Source organism: Chryseobacterium sp. W4I1 (genome assembly GCF_030816115.1).
Classification (GTDB): domain Bacteria; phylum Bacteroidota; class Bacteroidia; order Flavobacteriales; family Weeksellaceae; genus Chryseobacterium.
The window spans coordinates 4198952-4216698 of record NZ_JAUSXQ010000001.1 but is presented as its reverse complement, the minus strand read 5'-3'; the positions used below and the strand labels follow the sequence as shown (position 1 = coordinate 4216698).

Annotated in this window: 17 protein-coding genes and 1 pseudogene; 7 read left to right on the top strand and 11 right to left on the bottom strand. The window is 37.0% G+C overall.

Features of this window, described 5'->3' with window-relative positions:
• The first annotated feature begins 8 nt into the window (after positions 1-8).
• Together QF044_RS19625 and QF044_RS19620 are read left to right on the top strand one after the other, a co-directional pair.
• Positions 9-1196: an endonuclease gene (locus QF044_RS19625; RefSeq protein ID WP_307270981.1), complete on the top strand. Its 1188-nt coding sequence runs from the start codon at positions 9-11 to the stop codon at positions 1194-1196.
• Positions 1197-1251: 55 nt separating this feature from the next.
• Complete coding sequence (locus tag QF044_RS19620) at positions 1252-1671, top strand: DUF6146 family protein (protein WP_307270979.1); 420 nt, start codon at positions 1252-1254, stop codon at positions 1669-1671.
• 82 nt (positions 1672-1753) lie between these two features.
• Here QF044_RS19620 and QF044_RS19615 read toward each other — a convergent pair whose 3' ends face one another.
• The gene (locus tag QF044_RS19615) at positions 1754-2350 is read right to left on the bottom strand and encodes a superoxide dismutase (RefSeq protein ID WP_307270977.1); all 597 of its coding nucleotides are present in this window, start codon (positions 2348-2350) and stop codon (positions 1754-1756) included.
• A 333-nt stretch (positions 2351-2683) separates the two neighbouring features.
• Positions 2684-4534, bottom strand: coding sequence for a transcription termination factor Rho (gene rho, locus QF044_RS19610; RefSeq protein ID WP_307270976.1), 1851 nt, complete (start codon positions 4532-4534; stop codon positions 2684-2686).
• 145 nt (positions 4535-4679) lie between these two features.
• Here rho and QF044_RS19605 point away from each other — a divergent pair, with 145 nt between their 5' ends.
• The 5 genes and pseudogenes from QF044_RS19605 to QF044_RS19585 all read left to right on the top strand — a co-directional run bounded on the left by QF044_RS19605 (position 4680) and on the right by QF044_RS19585 (position 8585).
• Entirely contained in the window at positions 4680-5069 is a 390-nt protein-coding gene (locus QF044_RS19605; RefSeq protein WP_073171317.1) for a DUF4293 domain-containing protein, read from the top strand.
• A 189-nt stretch (positions 5070-5258) separates the two neighbouring features.
• A complete protein-coding gene (locus tag QF044_RS19600) occupies positions 5259-5759 on the top strand; it encodes a M28 family peptidase (RefSeq protein ID WP_307270970.1) in 501 nt (166 codons plus the stop codon).
• A complete protein-coding gene (locus tag QF044_RS19595) occupies positions 5752-6180 on the top strand; it encodes a M28 family peptidase (RefSeq protein ID WP_307272087.1) in 429 nt (142 codons plus the stop codon). Before QF044_RS19600 ends, QF044_RS19595 begins: the two co-directional genes overlap by 8 nt.
• A gap of 192 nt (positions 6181-6372) precedes the next feature.
• Positions 6373-8206 (top strand): annotated as a pseudogene (locus QF044_RS19590) (ABC transporter ATP-binding protein).
• Between the two features lie 31 nt (positions 8207-8237).
• Positions 8238-8585 (top strand): DUF1801 domain-containing protein, encoded by a 348-nt coding sequence (locus QF044_RS19585; RefSeq protein WP_307270968.1) that lies wholly within the window; start codon positions 8238-8240, stop codon positions 8583-8585.
• Positions 8586-8637: 52 nt separating this feature from the next.
• On the opposite strand, the gene QF044_RS19580 is transcribed toward QF044_RS19585, so the two are convergent.
• From QF044_RS19580 to rsfS, 9 genes are all read right to left on the bottom strand, one after another.
• Positions 8638-10434 (bottom strand): hypothetical protein, encoded by a 1797-nt coding sequence (locus tag QF044_RS19580; RefSeq protein ID WP_307270967.1) that lies wholly within the window; start codon positions 10432-10434, stop codon positions 8638-8640.
• Positions 10435-10648: 214 nt separating this feature from the next.
• Positions 10649-10966 (bottom strand): helix-turn-helix domain-containing protein, encoded by a 318-nt coding sequence (locus QF044_RS19575; protein WP_307270964.1) that lies wholly within the window; start codon positions 10964-10966, stop codon positions 10649-10651.
• 2 nt (positions 10967-10968) lie between these two features.
• Entirely contained in the window at positions 10969-11382 is a 414-nt protein-coding gene (locus tag QF044_RS19570) for a transposase (protein WP_307270961.1), read from the bottom strand.
• Positions 11383-11460: 78 nt separating this feature from the next.
• A complete protein-coding gene (locus QF044_RS19565; protein ID WP_307270958.1) occupies positions 11461-12504 on the bottom strand; it encodes a Two component regulator three Y domain-containing protein in 1044 nt (347 codons plus the stop codon).
• 502 nt (positions 12505-13006) lie between these two features.
• Complete coding sequence (locus QF044_RS19560) at positions 13007-13660, bottom strand: phosphatidylserine decarboxylase family protein (protein WP_307270955.1); 654 nt, start codon at positions 13658-13660, stop codon at positions 13007-13009.
• A gap of 4 nt (positions 13661-13664) precedes the next feature.
• Positions 13665-14537 carry a phosphatidate cytidylyltransferase gene (locus tag QF044_RS19555; RefSeq protein ID WP_307270952.1) on the bottom strand — a complete coding sequence of 291 codons (873 nt, stop codon included), beginning with the start codon at positions 14535-14537 and terminating at the stop codon, positions 13665-13667.
• A gap of 24 nt (positions 14538-14561) precedes the next feature.
• A complete protein-coding gene (locus QF044_RS19550; protein ID WP_307270949.1) occupies positions 14562-15143 on the bottom strand; it encodes an LUD domain-containing protein in 582 nt (193 codons plus the stop codon).
• A 138-nt stretch (positions 15144-15281) separates the two neighbouring features.
• A complete protein-coding gene (ftsH, locus tag QF044_RS19545; RefSeq protein WP_307270946.1) occupies positions 15282-17300 on the bottom strand; it encodes an ATP-dependent zinc metalloprotease FtsH in 2019 nt (672 codons plus the stop codon).
• 22 nt (positions 17301-17322) lie between these two features.
• Positions 17323-17685, bottom strand: coding sequence for a ribosome silencing factor (rsfS, locus tag QF044_RS19540; RefSeq protein ID WP_307272084.1), 363 nt, complete (start codon positions 17683-17685; stop codon positions 17323-17325).
• Positions 17686-17747 lie beyond the last annotated feature (62 nt).

The window sequence follows — 17747 nt, the reverse complement described above, 5'->3', positions numbered from 1 at the left end:
TCCACAGGATGAAAAGATTTATAAGTTTTATGGCCATCATTTTTTCGGTAATGGCTTTTTCACAGCAAGGAAAACTTAGAAAAGTGGCTGCCGTTGGTTTTTTGAATGTTGAAAACCTTTGGGACACAATTCGTTCAGCAGATTATATTGACGGAACTAAAGATATTTCTAATCCTGCTTTCCATAGAAGCATTCCGCTCGACTCTATTAAGTTTTTAGAAGTGGAAAAGCATGACGGACCTTGGAGTGATGGCGCCTTAAAGGGTAAAAAAGCAGTAAGATACCAAAGCGGATCTGAAGAATTTACCCCAAACAGTCCAAAAAACTATACTACTAAAGTTTATAAAGCAAAGCTTGCCAACGAAGCAAAAGTAATTTCTGAAATGGGAGCGCAGTACACAAAAACTGCCCCGGCTGTAGTTGGACTTATCGAAGTAGAAAACAGACAGGTCATTGAAGATCTTGTCAAGCAGCCTGCTCTTGCTAAATATGATTACGGAATTATCCATTACAACTCTTATGATTACCGAGGAATAGATGTCGCTTTGATTTATCAGAAAAGAAGATTCACGCCAACGAATTCATTGAAAAAAGAATTAAAAGTCTTCGGTGATGACGGCAAAAGAGAATATACAAGAGATATTTTGGTGGTAACAGGTTTCCTGGATAATGAAAAAGTAGCATTCTTTATGAATCACTGGCCTTCAAGAAGAGGAGGTGAAGCTATTTCGCTGCCTAAGAGAAACGCAGCAGCAGCGTTGCTGAAACAGCAGATGGACAGTATAAGAACTGCAGATCCCACTACAAAGGTTTTTGCAATGGGTGACTTTAATGATGATCCTGTAAGTGCTAGTTTGAAAAATTATTTAAAAGCTGTAGCCAGTCCTAAAGATTTAAGCGAAACGACACCCTATCTGAATTTAATGTATCCTCTATATAAGAAAGGGATTGCTTCGCTGGCTTATCAGGACGCTCCTAACCTTTTTGACCAGATTATTGTTTCTAAAAACTTAATAACTGATCAGGTAACAAAAGAATATTCTGTATATAAAGCAGAAATTTTCGCGCCTGCTTATCTTGTGAATAAAGAAGGAAATTATAAAGGTTATCCTTTCAGATCATGGGACGGAGATCGGTTTACAGGAGGTTACAGTGACCACTTCCCGGCGTTTGTAATTCTTCAGAAAGAACCCTGAACAAATACTTAGGCACTCATTTTGAGTGCTTATTTTTTATAACAAAGTTTTTATTATGAAAAATCTGATCGTACTATTTCTCTTTGCCCTGATTCCTTACAGTTGTTTTTCTCAAAACAGCCCTAAGAAAGAGGAAGAGAAATCTGAAATGAAGCCTTCTAAAAATGAAGACGGCGAGTGGGATCTTACGGTGATCGATACCCAATTCGATTACTTTTTAAATGCAGTGGCTAAACCAATAAGCCAGTACTCTGAATCATACCTGAAAACAAAAAATACTTTTCTGGTCAATGAATGGAACTCCTATTACAGCTCAGGAAGGTACCGTAATATTATAGAATCAGGGATAGATTACGACCCGAGGGAAAATTACGGGATCAAATTTGAATATAAGCTGTATCAGGTTTTTGCCTATGTAAGCTGGAAGTACGGACTGAAAATGAATGGCCTTTCCGGAAGTGATGCCGTGAGATAAATATTAAGAAATAAGGTATTACTTAAGAATAAAAAAGGTTCAGAATTTCTTCTGAACCTTTTACTTTTATAATAGCTGAAAATTATTTGTTGAATAATTCTTCTACTTTATCCCAGTTTACTACGCTGAAGAAAGCGGCAACATAGTCAGGTCTTCTGTTTTGGTAGTTTAAGTAATAAGCGTGCTCCCAAACGTCCAATCCTAAAACAGGAGTTCCTTTAACGTCTGCAACAGGCATTAATGGGTTGTCCTGGTTTGGAGTAGAAGAAACAGACACAGATCCATCTCCATTTTTCACCAACCAAGCCCATCCTGAACCGAATCTTGTTTTAGCAGCTTCAGAAAAATCAGTTTTGAATTTTTCAAGACCACCGTAAGCTTCAATAGCAGCTTTTACGTTTCCTACAGGCTCATTGCTTCCACCAGGAGTTAGAATTTCCCAGAATAGAGAGTGGTTGAAATGTCCTCCTCCGTTATTTCTTACTGCTGGTTTGTCCGTTCCTGTCTGACAGATCTCCTCGATCGTTTTACCTGCCAGTTCAGTTCCTTCAATTGCTTTATTTAAATTGTCAATATAAGCCTGGTGATGTTTTGTATGGTGGATTTCCATAGTTTTAGCATCAATCGTAGGCTCCAATGCATCGTATGCATATCCTAATTTAGGTAATTCAAATGACATAATTTTTATTTTTAATGTTATATCCAAATTTAGCCAATATTTAAGCGATAATCAAAAACTGGGCATTACTTTAATAAATCTTTAACATTGATATATTGATTTAGAATGAATTAATTTTTATAAGATGGAATCTGGAAGCCTGAAGATGGAGGTTATTCTATCTTGGAATACATTTTCCGGTCTTATTTAGTTTTAAAAAAAACAAGTAAAAATCGTACGCCTCACTCTCCAGCCTTCAAATATTCATACTCTCAAACCCGATCATACTCAAACACAAAAAAGCACGAAGATCCGCTGATCACCGTGCTTTTTTTTAACAACAATTAAATTAATCTATTTATTCATAGACATCAGGAATTCTTCATTATTTAAAGTTCCTCTGATGTTTTTATTTACAAATTCCATTGCTTCTACAGGATTCATTTCAGAAAGATATTTTCTGAAGATCCACATTCTCTGGGAAGTCACCTCATCCAATAGAAGGTCATCTCTACGTGTGCTTGAAGAGACAAGATCAATTGCAGGATAAATTCTTCTGTTGGCAATTTTTCTGTCTAACTGAAGTTCCATGTTACCTGTACCTTTGAATTCTTCAAAGATCACTTCGTCCATTTTAGAACCTGTATCAATTAGGGCTGTAGCAATAATAGTTAATGAACCGCCACCTTCAATTTTTCTGGCCGCTCCGAAGAATCTTTTTGGCTTGTGAAGAGCATTGGCATCCACACCTCCCGATAAAACTTTACCTGAAGCAGGCGTAACCGTATTATAAGCTCTTGCTAATCTGGTAATTGAATCTAATAAAATCACTACATCATGACCACATTCCACCATTCTCTGAGCTTTTGCTAAAACAAGGTTGGCCACTTTTACGTGTTTATCTGCAGCTTCGTCAAATGTAGAGGCTATAACTTCTGCATTTACACTTCTTTCCATATCGGTAACTTCTTCCGGACGTTCGTCGATCAGAAGAACCATCATATAGACTTCAGGGTGATTGGCAGCGATAGAATTGGCGATATCTTTAAGCAACATTGTTTTACCTGTTTTAGGCTGTGCAACGATCATTGCTCTCTGCCCTTTCCCGATTGGCGCAAATAAATCAACAATTCTTGTGGACATTGTAGAATTATCTCCGGCGAGGTTAAATTTCTCTTCAGGGAAAAGCGGTGTTAAATATTCAAAAGCGACACGGTCTTTAATAAAAGCAAGATCACGTCCGTTGACTTCGATTGGTTTTAGTAATGAAAAATATTTCTCGCCTTCTTTTGGAAGTCTTACAATACCTTTCACTGTATCTCCGGTTTTAAGACCGAAATTTCTGATCTGTGCAGTAGAAACATACACGTCATCAGGAGAAGAAATATAACTGAAATCAGATGAACGAAGGAATCCATAATTATCCGGAAGGATCTCTAAAACCCCTTCAATACTTACCATTCCATCAAAACTGAATTCTTTTCTATGCTCAGAATGGTGCTCCTCCTGCCTGTCAGCATTTTGTCTGTGCTGATTTTGGTTTTGGTTGGGATTCTGGCCCTGGTGTTGATTTGGGTTTTGGTTTTGGTGCTGATTTTGATTTTTATGCTGGTTTCCGCTGTTCTGCGGATTGTTGTGTCCTCTTTGTTGGGATCTGGCCTGAGGTTGAGAAGTATTAGACCTTTCTTCTGATGGTGCAGATTCTTGAGCTTCTGCATTTTTAGGAGCTTCCGCTCTTTCCTGGGGAGCTTCTGTATTACCTGTGTTGGCAACTACTCTCTTCCTTTTTTTCTTGGCTTGTGCTGAATTGTTGTCTTCAGGAGCTGCTGTTGTTTCAGCTTTAGGTTCTTCCTGTTTCTTTTCTGCAGGAGCGGAAACTTTTTCCTCTGTTTTCTCTTCAGCTATTGGAATTGTTTCTGCTGGGGTTTTTACCTCTGCTTTAGGTTTGGCAGGTTGTCTTTTAGGCGCTGCTTTTTTCACAGGGGCCTTAGCAGGTTTGTCTGCCGGTTTTTCTTCAGTATCCATGCTGGTTTCTGTGGCGTTGAAATAATCTTTTGCAACTTTAGGGTTAGAAGCCTGAAAGTCAAGAACGGCAAAGATTTTATCATTATCATTGCTGTTTCTAGCAACTTTAACGCCTAAATCTTTTAAGATTTTAGTCAGTTCCGTTACGGATTTTGACCTTAACGTTTCTATGTTAAACATACTTAATGTAAAAATGTAATTAATTGTGAGTAAGAAAAGTAAGTCCGGTGACTTTTGTTTTCAAGTACATATGTATAATGCAAATCTACACTTATTTTTGAATTGTGCAAAATTTATGTTATTTTTGCCAGGTATTTAAGAATCAATGTTACAGAGAATACAGACTATATGGACTCTTTTGGCGGTTTTGGCTGCTGTTTCCCTTTTCGTTACAGGACAGGATGTTGACGTTTTTGGCAATATTCCGGTGATTGATATTAGTTGTATTGCCCTTGTTTTGGCAGGAGCATTGAGTATTTTTAGTTTTAAAAACAGAAAAAGACAAATTTTGCTGAATACATTCAGCATCATTATAAACGTTTTGTTGATTGGTGTATTGGCGTACTGGTTACTAAACTTATCCGGAGGAATTCAGATTCCTGAGAAGGGTATTGAGCCGGTTTTCCCATTGATCGCGGTGATCTGTCTGCTTATTGCAAACGTACTGATCCGCAGAGATGAGAGGCTCGTAAAATCTGTAGACCGACTTCGATAACCTTACAATGATTTTTTGAGTGAGAACAGCTTCCTTTATTGGAAGCTGTTTTTTTGTGTTTAGAAATTGTAAAAATAGTTTAGCCATGTCAAGATTTAAATCTTGACATGGCTAAATTTTAAAGAAATAAGAATTTAAATGCAACTTTTCCGTTTAAACTACGACAGATTATTCATAACTTATTTAAAAATGAAAAAACTAACCTATCTTACTTTATCTCTTTTTTCGGCATTTACTTTCGCTCAGGAAGTTTCAAAAGAAAGAATTAACACTGTTATTTCAACATTGGCATCTGATGAAATGAAGGGCCGCGAAATAGGAACTCAAGAAAATGAAAACGCAGCAAATTATATTGCAAAACTTTTCAAGGAAAACAATCTTGAATACTGTACCGGAAATTCTTACCTGGTTCCTTTTGATTATAAAGGAAAAACAGTTTATAACGTGTGTGGTGTTAAAAAAGGAAAAACCGATAAATATTTAGGATTTTCTGGACATTTCGATCATATCGGAACAAACAATAACGCTGGTGACAATATTTTTAACGGTGCTGATGATGATGCCAGCGGAATCACCACTTTAGTAGGAATTTCAGATTATTTTAAAAATAAGAAGCCTGAATTCTCAATGGTCTTCATGGCATTTAACGGCGAAGAAAAGGGAATGTTAAGGATCAACAGCTATTTCTGAAGATAAAAACCTGGATAAGATTTATAATAATCTAACAGCTCTGTTCAATTTTGAGATGGTAGCCACCGAGTCTGAGTTTGGAAAAAATGCAGTTTTCATGACGGGTGATGAATTTTCTGACCTTGACGAGCTTTTCAATAAAAATGCAGTAAACGGACTTAAGATAAATCCTGACCCGTACGCTTCAGAACAATTATTTTACAGATCGGACAACGTGAATTTTGTGAAAAAGAAAATCATTGCCCATTCTATTTCTACCGCAGACATGAGTAAAATAAAACATTACCACCAGGTGAATGACGATGTAAATATTGTAGATTTTGATAATATGACACAGCTTATTAATAATTTTGGGAAGACTTTAGAAAAATTAAGCCCTAAAAACTTTACCCCGAAGTATAATGATAAAGTACAATATTAATTGATTCTATATAATAATGAAACCGTCGAAAGGGCGGTTTTCTTCATAACTGTATGCCGCTTGCATGGTATAATCCTAAACAAGTGTTTGTAACAAAACAAGCCTTACTGAAACATATTAGTTAAAGTAAAAAAGGATTAAGAACGTCTTTTCCTTTATTTTACGTAATTTTGCTATCCAATTTTTCATTGAATGAAACCATTACAAAGAATACTCTATTTCGCGAAACCGCATCAAAAATACCTTTTCGGAAGTATGTTTTTCAACATCCTGTACTCTTTACTGAATATCTTATCTGTAGGAACTATGCTTCCTATTTTAGGATTAATGTTCGGTACCATAGAGAAACAGGCAAAAGAACCGGTATGGAGCGGAGCTTTTGGCGACTATTTCAATTATATTAAAGATAAAGCTTACTATTTTGTACAGACACAGATTGATCAGCATGGTGCCGTTTATGTACTTGCTGTTCTGTGTGCAATCACAGGTCTTTCATTTTTATTAAGAAATATTTTCAGATATATAGGTTCTTTCCTTTTGGTCAATTACCGTGTAGGTATTACCAAAGATCTCCGAACTGCAATGTATAATAAATTCCTGCAGCTTCCGGTTTCATTCTTTACAGAGCAGAGAAAAGGAGATATGATGTCCAGGATTTCCAATGATATTGGAGGTGTAGAAGGTGGAATCATGGGGGTACTGGTAGATATTATCAATGCTCCGTTCATGATTATCTCTTCTTTGATCGCATTATTTTTACTTTCCCCTCAGCTGACCCTGTTTTCACTGATTGTTTTCCCTGTGATGGGTTTGCTGATCTCATGGACAGGAAAAAGCTTGAAAAAACAGGCACATTATGCCCAGGCTGAGCTTGGAAATCTTTTCTCACTGGTAGATGAGACTTTAAAATCTTCTAAAGTAATTAAGATATTCAATGCGGATAAGATCCTTAAGAACAGATTTAACGAAACGACTACCAACTGGCAGAATTTTGCCATAGATATGAGCCGAAAAAGAGAACTTGCCTCTCCAATGAGTGAATTTCTGGGTTCTATCACCCATCCTGATTATTACATGGTATGCCGGAACGCAGATTTTAGAGGAGCAGACGATGAAGCCTCAGGCTTTCCTTGTTTTCATCGGAATGTTCTTCCAGATTCTTGATCCTGCAAAAAAACTTTCGAGCGCAATATCTTCTATTCAGGGAGGTATGGCAAGTTTAGAAAGAGTAGCAGAAGTTCTAGACTATGATTTAAAAGTGGAGGAAATTGCAGAGCCAATTTCTATTTCTACGTTAAATAACCAGATTGAATTCAAAAACATTGGATTCTATTATGATAAAGACAATGTTATCCTTAAAAACTTCTCACTGATCATTCCGAAAGGAAAAACAATAGCTCTTGTGGGCCAGAGTGGAAGCGGAAAAACAACAATTGCTAATCTTTTAGCAAGGTTCTATGATGTGAATGAAGGTCAGATTTTAATTGACGGAATTGATATTAAGCATTTAAAATTAAAGGAATACCGTCAGCTTCTGGGAATGGTAACCCAGGAATCTGTACTTTTCAATGATTCGGTTTACAATAACATCCTGATGGGTAAACCTGAAGCAACCAAAGAACAAGTAGTAGAAGCTGCAAAAATTGCGAACGCAGACAACTTTATTTCAAATCTTCCTGAAGGTTATGATTCTAATATTGGTGATGACGGAAATAAGCTTTCCGGTGGTCAGAAGCAGAGAGTTTCTATCGCCAGAGCTGTATTGAAAAATCCACCGGTGATGATTCTTGATGAGGCAACTTCTGCCCTGGATACGGAATCTGAAAGATTTGTTCAGGATGCCCTTGATAAAATGATGGAAAACAGAACTTCCCTTGTTATTGCCCACAGGCTATCAACCATTCAGAAGGCAGACTGGATCGTGGTAATGGAGAAAGGAATTGTTGTAGAACAGGGAACCCACCATGACCTTATTGCTAAAAAAGGGATGTACCACAAGCTTGTGGAACTTCAGAATTTTGATTAATCAATTATTTTTTTGAATTAAAGTCAGTAAAATGAATCCTATACAAGAGTACTTCTACAGAATCGATGAGCCTGAAAGAAGTACTCTTTTGTTTTTAAGGAAAAAGATCCTCGAATCTGATTCTGAGCATATCACTGAAACCTTAAGTTTTGGGCTTCCTTTTTTTAAGTATAAGAAAAAAATGTTGTGCTATCTTTACTACAGTAAAAAGCACAAACAACATTATGTAAGTTTCTATCACGGAGACAGGCTCAATCATCCTCTCCTACTTCAGGAGGGCAGGAAGAAGTTTAAAATACTTCTGATCAACATGGAAGAAGATTTGCCTGTTGAGATTATTCTAAACCTTGCAGAAGAGGTTAAGAAGTATATAAAATAAAAGCTGCGGCATGGTTTCACCATGCCGCAGCTTTTATTTAAGAACTTTTTTATTATTGTGTATTAATTCCGCTGAATTCTGCCTGTTTAACCGCCCATGCAATCATATTGGCAAACAGTATAGAGTTTTGCACCTGCATTCCTCCGGCCGAATATCCGTTTCCTGCGTAACCGTAAGAGGCTTTCTGAACAGGAAAATAGGCTCCTGTGCTTGGCGCTACAAATGGTTCTATAGTAGTACTTGCATAAGGGCTTCCGTTTGCATTTTCATTGCTTAAGAAACCTCCGTCTCCGAACCATATGAAATTCAGGCTACTGCTTCTCAGTCCGGAAATACCTGTTCTTGCAGTTGCACTGTTAATCGGCTGTGCATAGCTGTAAGGGACAAATCCACTTGTCAGACCTGAAATTCCAATTGTTGTGGAAGCATCTTCACCCCAGTTTTTCCCTCTTACGTCCCCGAAAGGACCATTCAATATAGGATCATCCGTATTAGAAAGAGCGTACACCGATCCTGCTCCCGCTCCATTGGAAGCTGAAATAGTAGGATCTGAAAAAATTCCTCTGAATAAATTCTGTGCTGTTCCTGTATCATCAGTTAAAGCAATCACAATTCCTTTTTTATTAAGATAGGAAGCAATATATCCTGCATCTGTAGCATTTGGCGTGTAAGAATAACCGATAATTACAATATCCGGCTTATTATTCAGGGCTGCCTGAAGTGCTGCAGAAGATGGCGAATTCCCCAGCGATGTATGGGTAAAGCCTTCATATTTTACAATACTTGAAGCCGTTGTTCCAAAATTAGAAGGAGAATCCATCAGGCTTCTGGAAGGTCCCGTAAAAGCGCTATATCCGTAAGCCGTTTCCAGACCTATGTGTAAAACTGTTTTTTTAGGAATCACTACAATAATATTGACATTACATGTCGTTGAAACTCCTCCCTGACTGTCAGAAGTAATGGTCATTGTTTTTACAGCGGTAGAAGATGGTGTTCCCGTACCGTTTAAGGTCACGTTTTGGGTTCCTGTAGCAGTAAATGTTCCGGAACCTCTGAATGAAATTCCATCTACCGTATTTGTCGTAATGGTATAACTTCCTAATGCAGAAACATTCACAGGTAAGGTAATGGTATTGGAAGCTGTAAGAGCTGTTCCTACTTTATAAACTCCATTGACAACAGCACTTCCACAACTCATGGTATAAGTTCCGGCAGGACTGAGAACGTTTATGGATACAGCCGGTGTACAGGTCACATCGTTTCCGTTGGCAGTCAGTGATACATCATCTGTCTGAATATTCAGAGGGCTGCCCTGTCCTGCAATCTGAATAGTCTGCACGCCGGTATTGAGGAAAGTTCCCGTTCCATAGAAGTTATATCCGTTGGGAGTAGTCCCCGAAATGGTGTAGTTTCCTATTTTAGTGACATTAACAGAAATACTCAGATAATTTGATGGGGTTAATTCCCTGCCCTTCACATAGGTCCCCATTGCTTTTGTATTGGAGCAGTCCACTGTAAATACAGCCTTTCCCAGCTGCCCGCAGACACTTTTCCATTCATCATCGGCGAGACTCCAGTAATTAAAGCAGCCCTCTGTTGTATTGTAGATGGTAAGGCCATCATCCTTAAGCTTATTAATGGTTATTGCATCTCTTTGGGTTTCGGTAAGACGGGGAATGAGTATTCCTTTATTGTTTCCGCCAGAAACCACATCCAAAACCGAATTTACATTAGGTATAGATGTGTTGATCCCTACTGCACCGTTCTGAGAGTAGAACTGTCCAAAAACCAAAAGCATAGCCAGAAGCAGAACTTTGATTTTCGCTGTTGTAGAATTTTTTTTCATCATTTTGAAATAATTATGTTTGTTATTTTTTAAACTGACATTTCAGCCAATACAAAAGTATCATCCATAACGGGTTATTGTCTAAAAAAAGTCTACGCAATACTACGCATGAGTAGTAAAGCGTACAGTCGATCAACATTTTATGTGAAAAATAATCAAAATATATGGGCGTATGATTATTGGAATTATTTAGAAAAATAAAAGATAAATAAGAAGACTATCTCTTATAAATGGACTTCCATTTAGCAATAGTATTCCGGCTGGTTTTGAAATGATTGGCTGTTTCCTGGTTGGTCAGCTTATTTTTATTTTGATAATTTAGAATCTCACGGATGGAAGATTCATCATAAGAACGTAATCTTTGGCTCTTAAACTCAACCGCATATTCTGCCTGACCAAAGATCAATCTGTTGAATTTCAGAATATCTATAGCGGTATTTAGGGAATCCAGTTTATTGATTATCAACGGATCGTTTATTTTATCAGGGAATTTCTCAGTGATAATATCAGTATATATTTGTTTGAAATCCGGCATGTCTATACTTTTTTCACCCACTTGTAAAGAGTAGTCTTAGGAATCTTGTACTTTATTATAATTTCTTTTATCGTCATTTCACCAGTCATTATCTTATTCAATATAAATACCTTAACCTCTTCTGTATAAACACTTTTCCTGAATTCAAGGGTAGAATTTCCCACCTTAACTGTTTTATTTATTTTCGTTGGTGGTGCATAAAGAATGAGATGGCCTGTAAATATCCTGAAGAAATCAAAATCCAAAAGTTTGCACCATCTTAGCAACTTATGGGTATCTATACTCTCCTGCAGATACATATCTTCTATTTCAGTTTCGGTACAGTTTAAAAATTTCATGATTCTTTCGGAAGGTATACGGAGCTCTTCTACTTTTGTTTTCACTAAACTTCCGATATGTATCTGTTTTAAATTCATCTTACAGCAAAAATATCAACAACAAAATGAATTAAAAGCCTATCCTTCTACGTAATACTACTCAGTCAAGTAAAAAAATTATATTTTGAGAATAAAACTGTTGATGTTCATTTCAGAAGGAATATCCAGCTTTTTCCTGATTCTGTATTTTTTACTTTCCACTGCTCTGATACTGCTGTTCGTACACTTTGCGATTTTCTTGGTATCAAAGTCAATCTTCATTAATGCACAGAAATAAAGTTCGGAATGAATAAGATTCGGATTTTTTGATAAAACAGCAGGAATAAAATGTGGGAAAAAGATCTGGAATTTATCAAAGAACAGCGGCGAGTTACTTTCTGCCAGGCTACAGATTTCACGGATATTTTCTTCTGTAAGATGATTGATGATCATTTGCTGCTTCAGGAGCCCGGTATTGGTTTTCTGCAAATCTTCTATAGTAGAGTCTTTTATTCTTGTATCTTTCATAAGCCCGAAGATCAGATCATCTTTCTGAGTAATAAAGGAGATATCCAGCAGAAATGAAGCTATGGAAAATAAAATATTAAGCAGTTTTATGGTTTTGAAATCCCCGGCCTCAAAAAAAATGCTTCTAGGAAGAAAATCAAAGTCAAAATATAAGCAGGCAACACAATTGGCACTGATTATAAAGGCAAGGATCAGGATTGAAATAAAGTTTTCCTTATAATTAAAAAAGAAAGGGATAGCAAATAAAAGTGAGAAATAGAAGTACTCTACTCCCGCATTTTTAAAAGTATAGATATGAAAGAAACTGATGATAAAAGCCAACAGGATAAAGACAAAAATGACACTTGTCTTTAATGTTTTTCTATAGCGGTTTGTCTTTCCTTTAACAGCCATTAAAAAAAGCCAGAAAAGTGTAGTGATCGTCAAAAACGTAGAGATAACTGCATCTCCGAAAAAGATAATGATGAATATTGAGTAAAATAAGAACAACAGAAAAAGGAATAGAAGATATTTATTAATGAGATTAAGATAATTACGCTCATCCTCATCATATAATTCCTCAGCTTCTCCACTGATCAATCGAAAGAATTTTTTAAAAATCATTGTGTCCTGTGTTTTTGTGTTATCATAAAGCTCAAGTTGCTTTTTGTACATGACAAACAACTTGAATTCATATTAATACTCATCAAATGCACAAAACAGCAGAACAATGAAATCTATCTGCAGTTTTTTGTTGAATGAAAGATTGTGAAGGTGTTTTTTTATTAATTATTAAGCCCATTACAAGCTTAGTAATTCGTATAATTTTTCAGCATATTTACGTAAAAAAATGGTATCCTACAGATTATAATCAATTAATACGCAAAAAATTAGTATGCTATAAATAAATTTAAATAAAAAAGAAATATTTTTTATTCTCACACCAGAAAAAGCACCGAATAAAATTTGATAAGAATAATATTCCTACAAAAATATTGATTTCAAGAAATATACTCCACAAAATGAGTACTCAATAGTACGCGTGCGTACAAAAACTAAGAAAATAGAATCCTGAAATTAAAACAGGTGAATCAGGTTGGAAATAGTTTAGTAAAATAGGCACAAAAAAAGGAGAAACTTAATTTCCCCTTTATATATATTTTGATGTTATTCTTTATTAATCTTTCATTTTGGCGATCACATCAAGCCCACCTTTGGTAATGTCTCCGATCTTACAAATAATTTCAGTGTCTAAAGGCAGAAAAACGTCCATTCTGGAACCGAATTTAATGAAACCGAACTCATGGCCGGCTTTTGCCTGATCTCCTTCATTACAATAGAAAACGATCCTTCTCGCCACATATCCTGCGATCTGTCTGAATACTACCTGATGATTGGTAGCTGTTTCTATGGCAACTGTAGTTCTTTCGTTCTCTGTAGAAGACTTTTCATGCCATGCAACAAGGTACTTTCCCGGATGATACTTTTTGTAGGTCACTTTTCCGGAAACCGGATATCGGCAGATATGAACATTCAGCGGCGACATGAAAATAGACACCTGAATGGCTTTTCCTTTCAGAAATTCAGTCTCATCCACTTCTTTGATCATTACTACCTTCCCGTCGACAGGAGCAATAACATTTTCCCTGTGTTCCAAAATATCACGTTCCGGAACTCTGAAGAACCAAAATACTAAACTGTAAACAACCAATAACGGCATAATGATCAGTAACGACCACATTTTAAGAAAATAAATAGCCAACACACTTATTATGATAAACAGTATCGTTGCTACGGTAATCGTTCCTTTCGATTCTCTGTGTAGTTTCATGAGATTAAATAAATTTTTCTAAAATAAAGTACAAATATACGACAGGAACGCAAATTAAAAAACTGTCCAGCCTGTCCAGCACTCCTCCATGCCCCGGAATGATGTTTCCGCTGTCTTTCACCCCAAAGTTTCTTTTAAGCTGGCTTTCTACAAGATCGCCTAACGGAGCAAATGCTGCCACCAGAAATCCTACGACCATCCAGTTTCCACGAAGTTCCGGCTGGTAGTGTTCTATAAAGTACGATAAAACCAAGGTTAATACCACTCCCCCGGCATATCCTTCCCACGTTTTCTTTGGAGAGATTTTAGGGGCCATTTTATGCTTTCCGAAAAATTTTCCGGTAAGGTAAGCAAAGGTATCACTGCTCCAGATAAGAATGAACAGAAACAGTACTTCCAGTGAAAACGTACCGTCATAGCTGGAAAATTTAGGCAATCCCAAGGCAAAGCTGAAAGGCAGTGCTACATAGATCACTGTAAAGATCAGCTTTCCGCTGTCGTAATATAATTCATTGGGATATTTGAACAGGGTAACCACTGCAATAGCGACCAGGGAAAGAGCAAGTATCTCATTCAGCCTGAAATCGAAAAAGAAATCGTGGTGGAAATATCGTTTGGAAAATACATAATAAATAAAGATAACCAACGGAAGCACAATCCATTTTTCATATCCTTTCCCAAACTTCATGATCTTGACACATTCCCAGCTCCCTACAAGAAGAAGAAGGGTCATGAGCCCGTGATACAGATATTCCTGTCTGATAAGACCCGGATGCATTTTGTTGATCAGCTGGGCACCCAGCGGTGTTGTGCAAAGAATGATAACGGCCACATAAACAAGTCCGGAAATGGTTCTTTGAATAAGGTTTTTGTCCAAAATGTAAAATTTATAAGTTGATGCTTAATCTTCAAGCAGCAATAAAAACAGTTTTGTATTGGTATGGGAAGAGGAATCTAAACTTGACTGCCCTCCACTGATGGAAGTAAGGTTTTTGATATTACCGTTTCTTTTTATTTTTCCCATCGCATCATTAAGGTTGTTTACAATCTGTGAAACATTGGCCATAATAATAATCTTACCGGGAAGTCTTGAAGAATGGTAATGCAGGATATTGTTATGAGAAAGCATTATTCTTCCGTCATAGGCAATAAGATACTCGCAGGTGATAAAGGCAGCGTCATTGGAATTCTCCATTTCTGAAGTATAAGGTACCTTTACTACATTTAAAAAGCTCTGAAGCTCTTTGTCCCAGCAGAAAAGATTTCCAATGCCTTCTATCTTGACAATTTGGTTCAAAGTCTGTAGAGCCTCCGCTTCATCTGCACAATAATTAAAAAATCCTCCCGAATGCGTAAATAATTGGGCAAACTTATAGTCAAGATCCGCATTTTTCAGCGAATCCCCGAGCTTCTCCAGACTCTGCTTTTCCTCTTCCTCAGGCTGGTTGGTAAGTTTGCTTACAATCCTCTTGAATAAATTCAACTTAATTTATTTTTAATCAACTTTATACAAAAATAGAAAATTATTACAATAGATTCTAAAAATGTGTCTTTAAATATGAAAAAACCTGACAATTCTTTAAGACTGTCAGGTTTTTTTTCAATATATTTTGGAAGTATTTTAAAGTTGAGTCGGGCTGTCGGGAGCCTGAATTTCACTTTCTTCTTCCTTGTCTTTAATTACGATCTGTTCATCGGGTCCTTTTGCTGTGGAAATAATGCTTGTAACAGGTCTTTCTGTCAATTCAGGGTCCCACGCTCTTTTACCGAATATATCTTCAAGATCTTCGCGGAATATCACTTCTTTTTCTAAAAGCTTATTCGCTAAAGCATCCAGTTTATCTTTATTTTCCGTAAGGATACGAACTGCTCTCTCGTATTGGTTTTCAATAATAGATTTGATCTCAACATCAATCTTGTTCGCAGTTTCTTCAGAATATGGTTTTCCGAAATTATATTCAGACTGTCCTGAGCTGTCATAGTATGAAATATTACCAATGGTAGGACTTAAACCATAAACAGTAACCATAGCCTGTGCTCTTTTCGTTACAGATTCCAGGTCAGACAGTGCACCGGTTGAAATATTGTTAAAAATCACCTGCTCTGCTGCTCTACCTCCTAACGTTGCACACAATTCGTCCAACATCTGTTCTGTAGTGGTCAGTTGTCTTTCTTCCGGAAGATACCATGCTGCTCCTAAAGAACGACCTCTCGGAACGATAGTCACTTTTAAAAGTGGCGCCGCATGTTCTACCAACCATGAAATGGTAGCGTGGCCTGCCTCATGATAAGCAACTCTTCTTTTTTCAGAAGGTTTAATGGCCATATTTTTCTTCTCAAGACCTCCGATAATTCTATCTACCGCATCAAGGAAATCCTGTTTAGTTACGGAAGTATGGCTGTTTCTAGCTGCAATTAATGCTGCTTCGTTACAAACATTAGCGATATCTGCTCCACTGAACCCCGGAGTTTGTTTCGCTAAAAAGTCTCTGTCAACCGTATCATCTAATTTGATTTTCAACAAATGAACATCAAAAATCTCTCTTCTTTCATGTAATTCCGGAAGGTCTACATAAATTGAACGGTCGAAACGTCCTGCTCTCATCAAGGCTTTATCAAGGATATCCGCTCTGTTGGTAGCAGCCATTACAATTACGTTAACGTCTGTTCCAAAACCATCCATCTCAGTAAGAAGCTGGTTAAGGGTATTTTCTCTTTCGTCGTTCCCTCCTGAGAAATTATTCTTTCCTCTGGCACGTCCGATAGCATCAATCTCATCGATGAAGATGATTGCCGGAGATTTAGCTTTTGCCTGGGCAAAAAGATCTCTTACTCTCGACGCACCTACTCCAACGAACATTTCTACGAAATCTGAACCTGAAAGGGAGAAGAATGGTACTTTGGCTTCACCTGCAACAGCTTTTGCCAATAATGTTTTACCGGTTCCCGGAGGTCCTACCAAAAGTACCCCTTTAGGGATTTTACCTCCCAGTCTGGTATATTTTTCGGAATTTTTCAAGAAGTCTACCACTTCCTGTACTTCTTCTTTAGCTCCTTCAAGACCTGCAACATCTTTGAATGTCACCTGAATTCTTTCTTTTTCGTCAAAAAGCTTTGCTTTTGATTTCCCGATTGAGAAGATCTGTCCGCCAGGACCTCCGCCACCGCCCATCTTTCTGAAAAGAAGGAAGTAGAAAAGTCCTAATATCGCGATCCATATCAATGCTGAAACCAGAATATCCATGAATGGATTTTTACCAGCTCCATAATCTTTAGTGGTTTTGATATTGGCATCTGCAGCTTTTATCTGATCAAATTTTTGAAGGAAAAGCTGAAGGTCTCCGTATTTTACAGAAAAATCTGCTTTTGGAGCCATTTCGAATGCAGAAAGAGGATTATTATTTGGACTGGCCGTTTTATTGACCATTGCCGTCTTTGCTGCTTTCGTTAGAAAAACATCAGCCTTCTCTGTGTCTTTGTATATGATAACGTTTTGGACCTTTCCTGCCTGCATTTCCCTAAAGAAAGCATCCTCATCAATAGATTTTGCACTGTCGCCCCCTAAAAAATTGGAGCCGAAAAATAACAAAAGAGCCACGATTGCAATTGGAAAAAACCAGTTGAATCCTTTATTGTTCATTTATACTTTTTAAAATTTAAAATTAATTTTCGATTTTGGTGATTGCTGCATCTCCCCAAAGTTCTTCAATATCGTAATATTCACGTATTTCTTTTTGGAAAATATGCACTACCACAGTTACGTAATCTACCAAAACCCACATTGAGTTTTCGGTACCTTCTACATGCCAGGGTCTATCTTTAAGATCATTTCTCACTTTTTTCTCAACACTTCCTGCTAATGCAGAAACCTGTGTATTGGAGTTTCCGCTACAAATTATAAAAGTTTCCGCTACAGAATTTTCAATTTTCGAAAGATCAAAAATCATAATATCTTCACCCTTTACGTCCTGAATGGCTTCAACAATTTTATCTATTAGTGCCTGCTTTTCTGCTGTTTTATTCATTAAAATATCTATAATCTGCAAATTTATTGTTTTTCTTTTACTTTAGCCTTACTTTTAGCCCT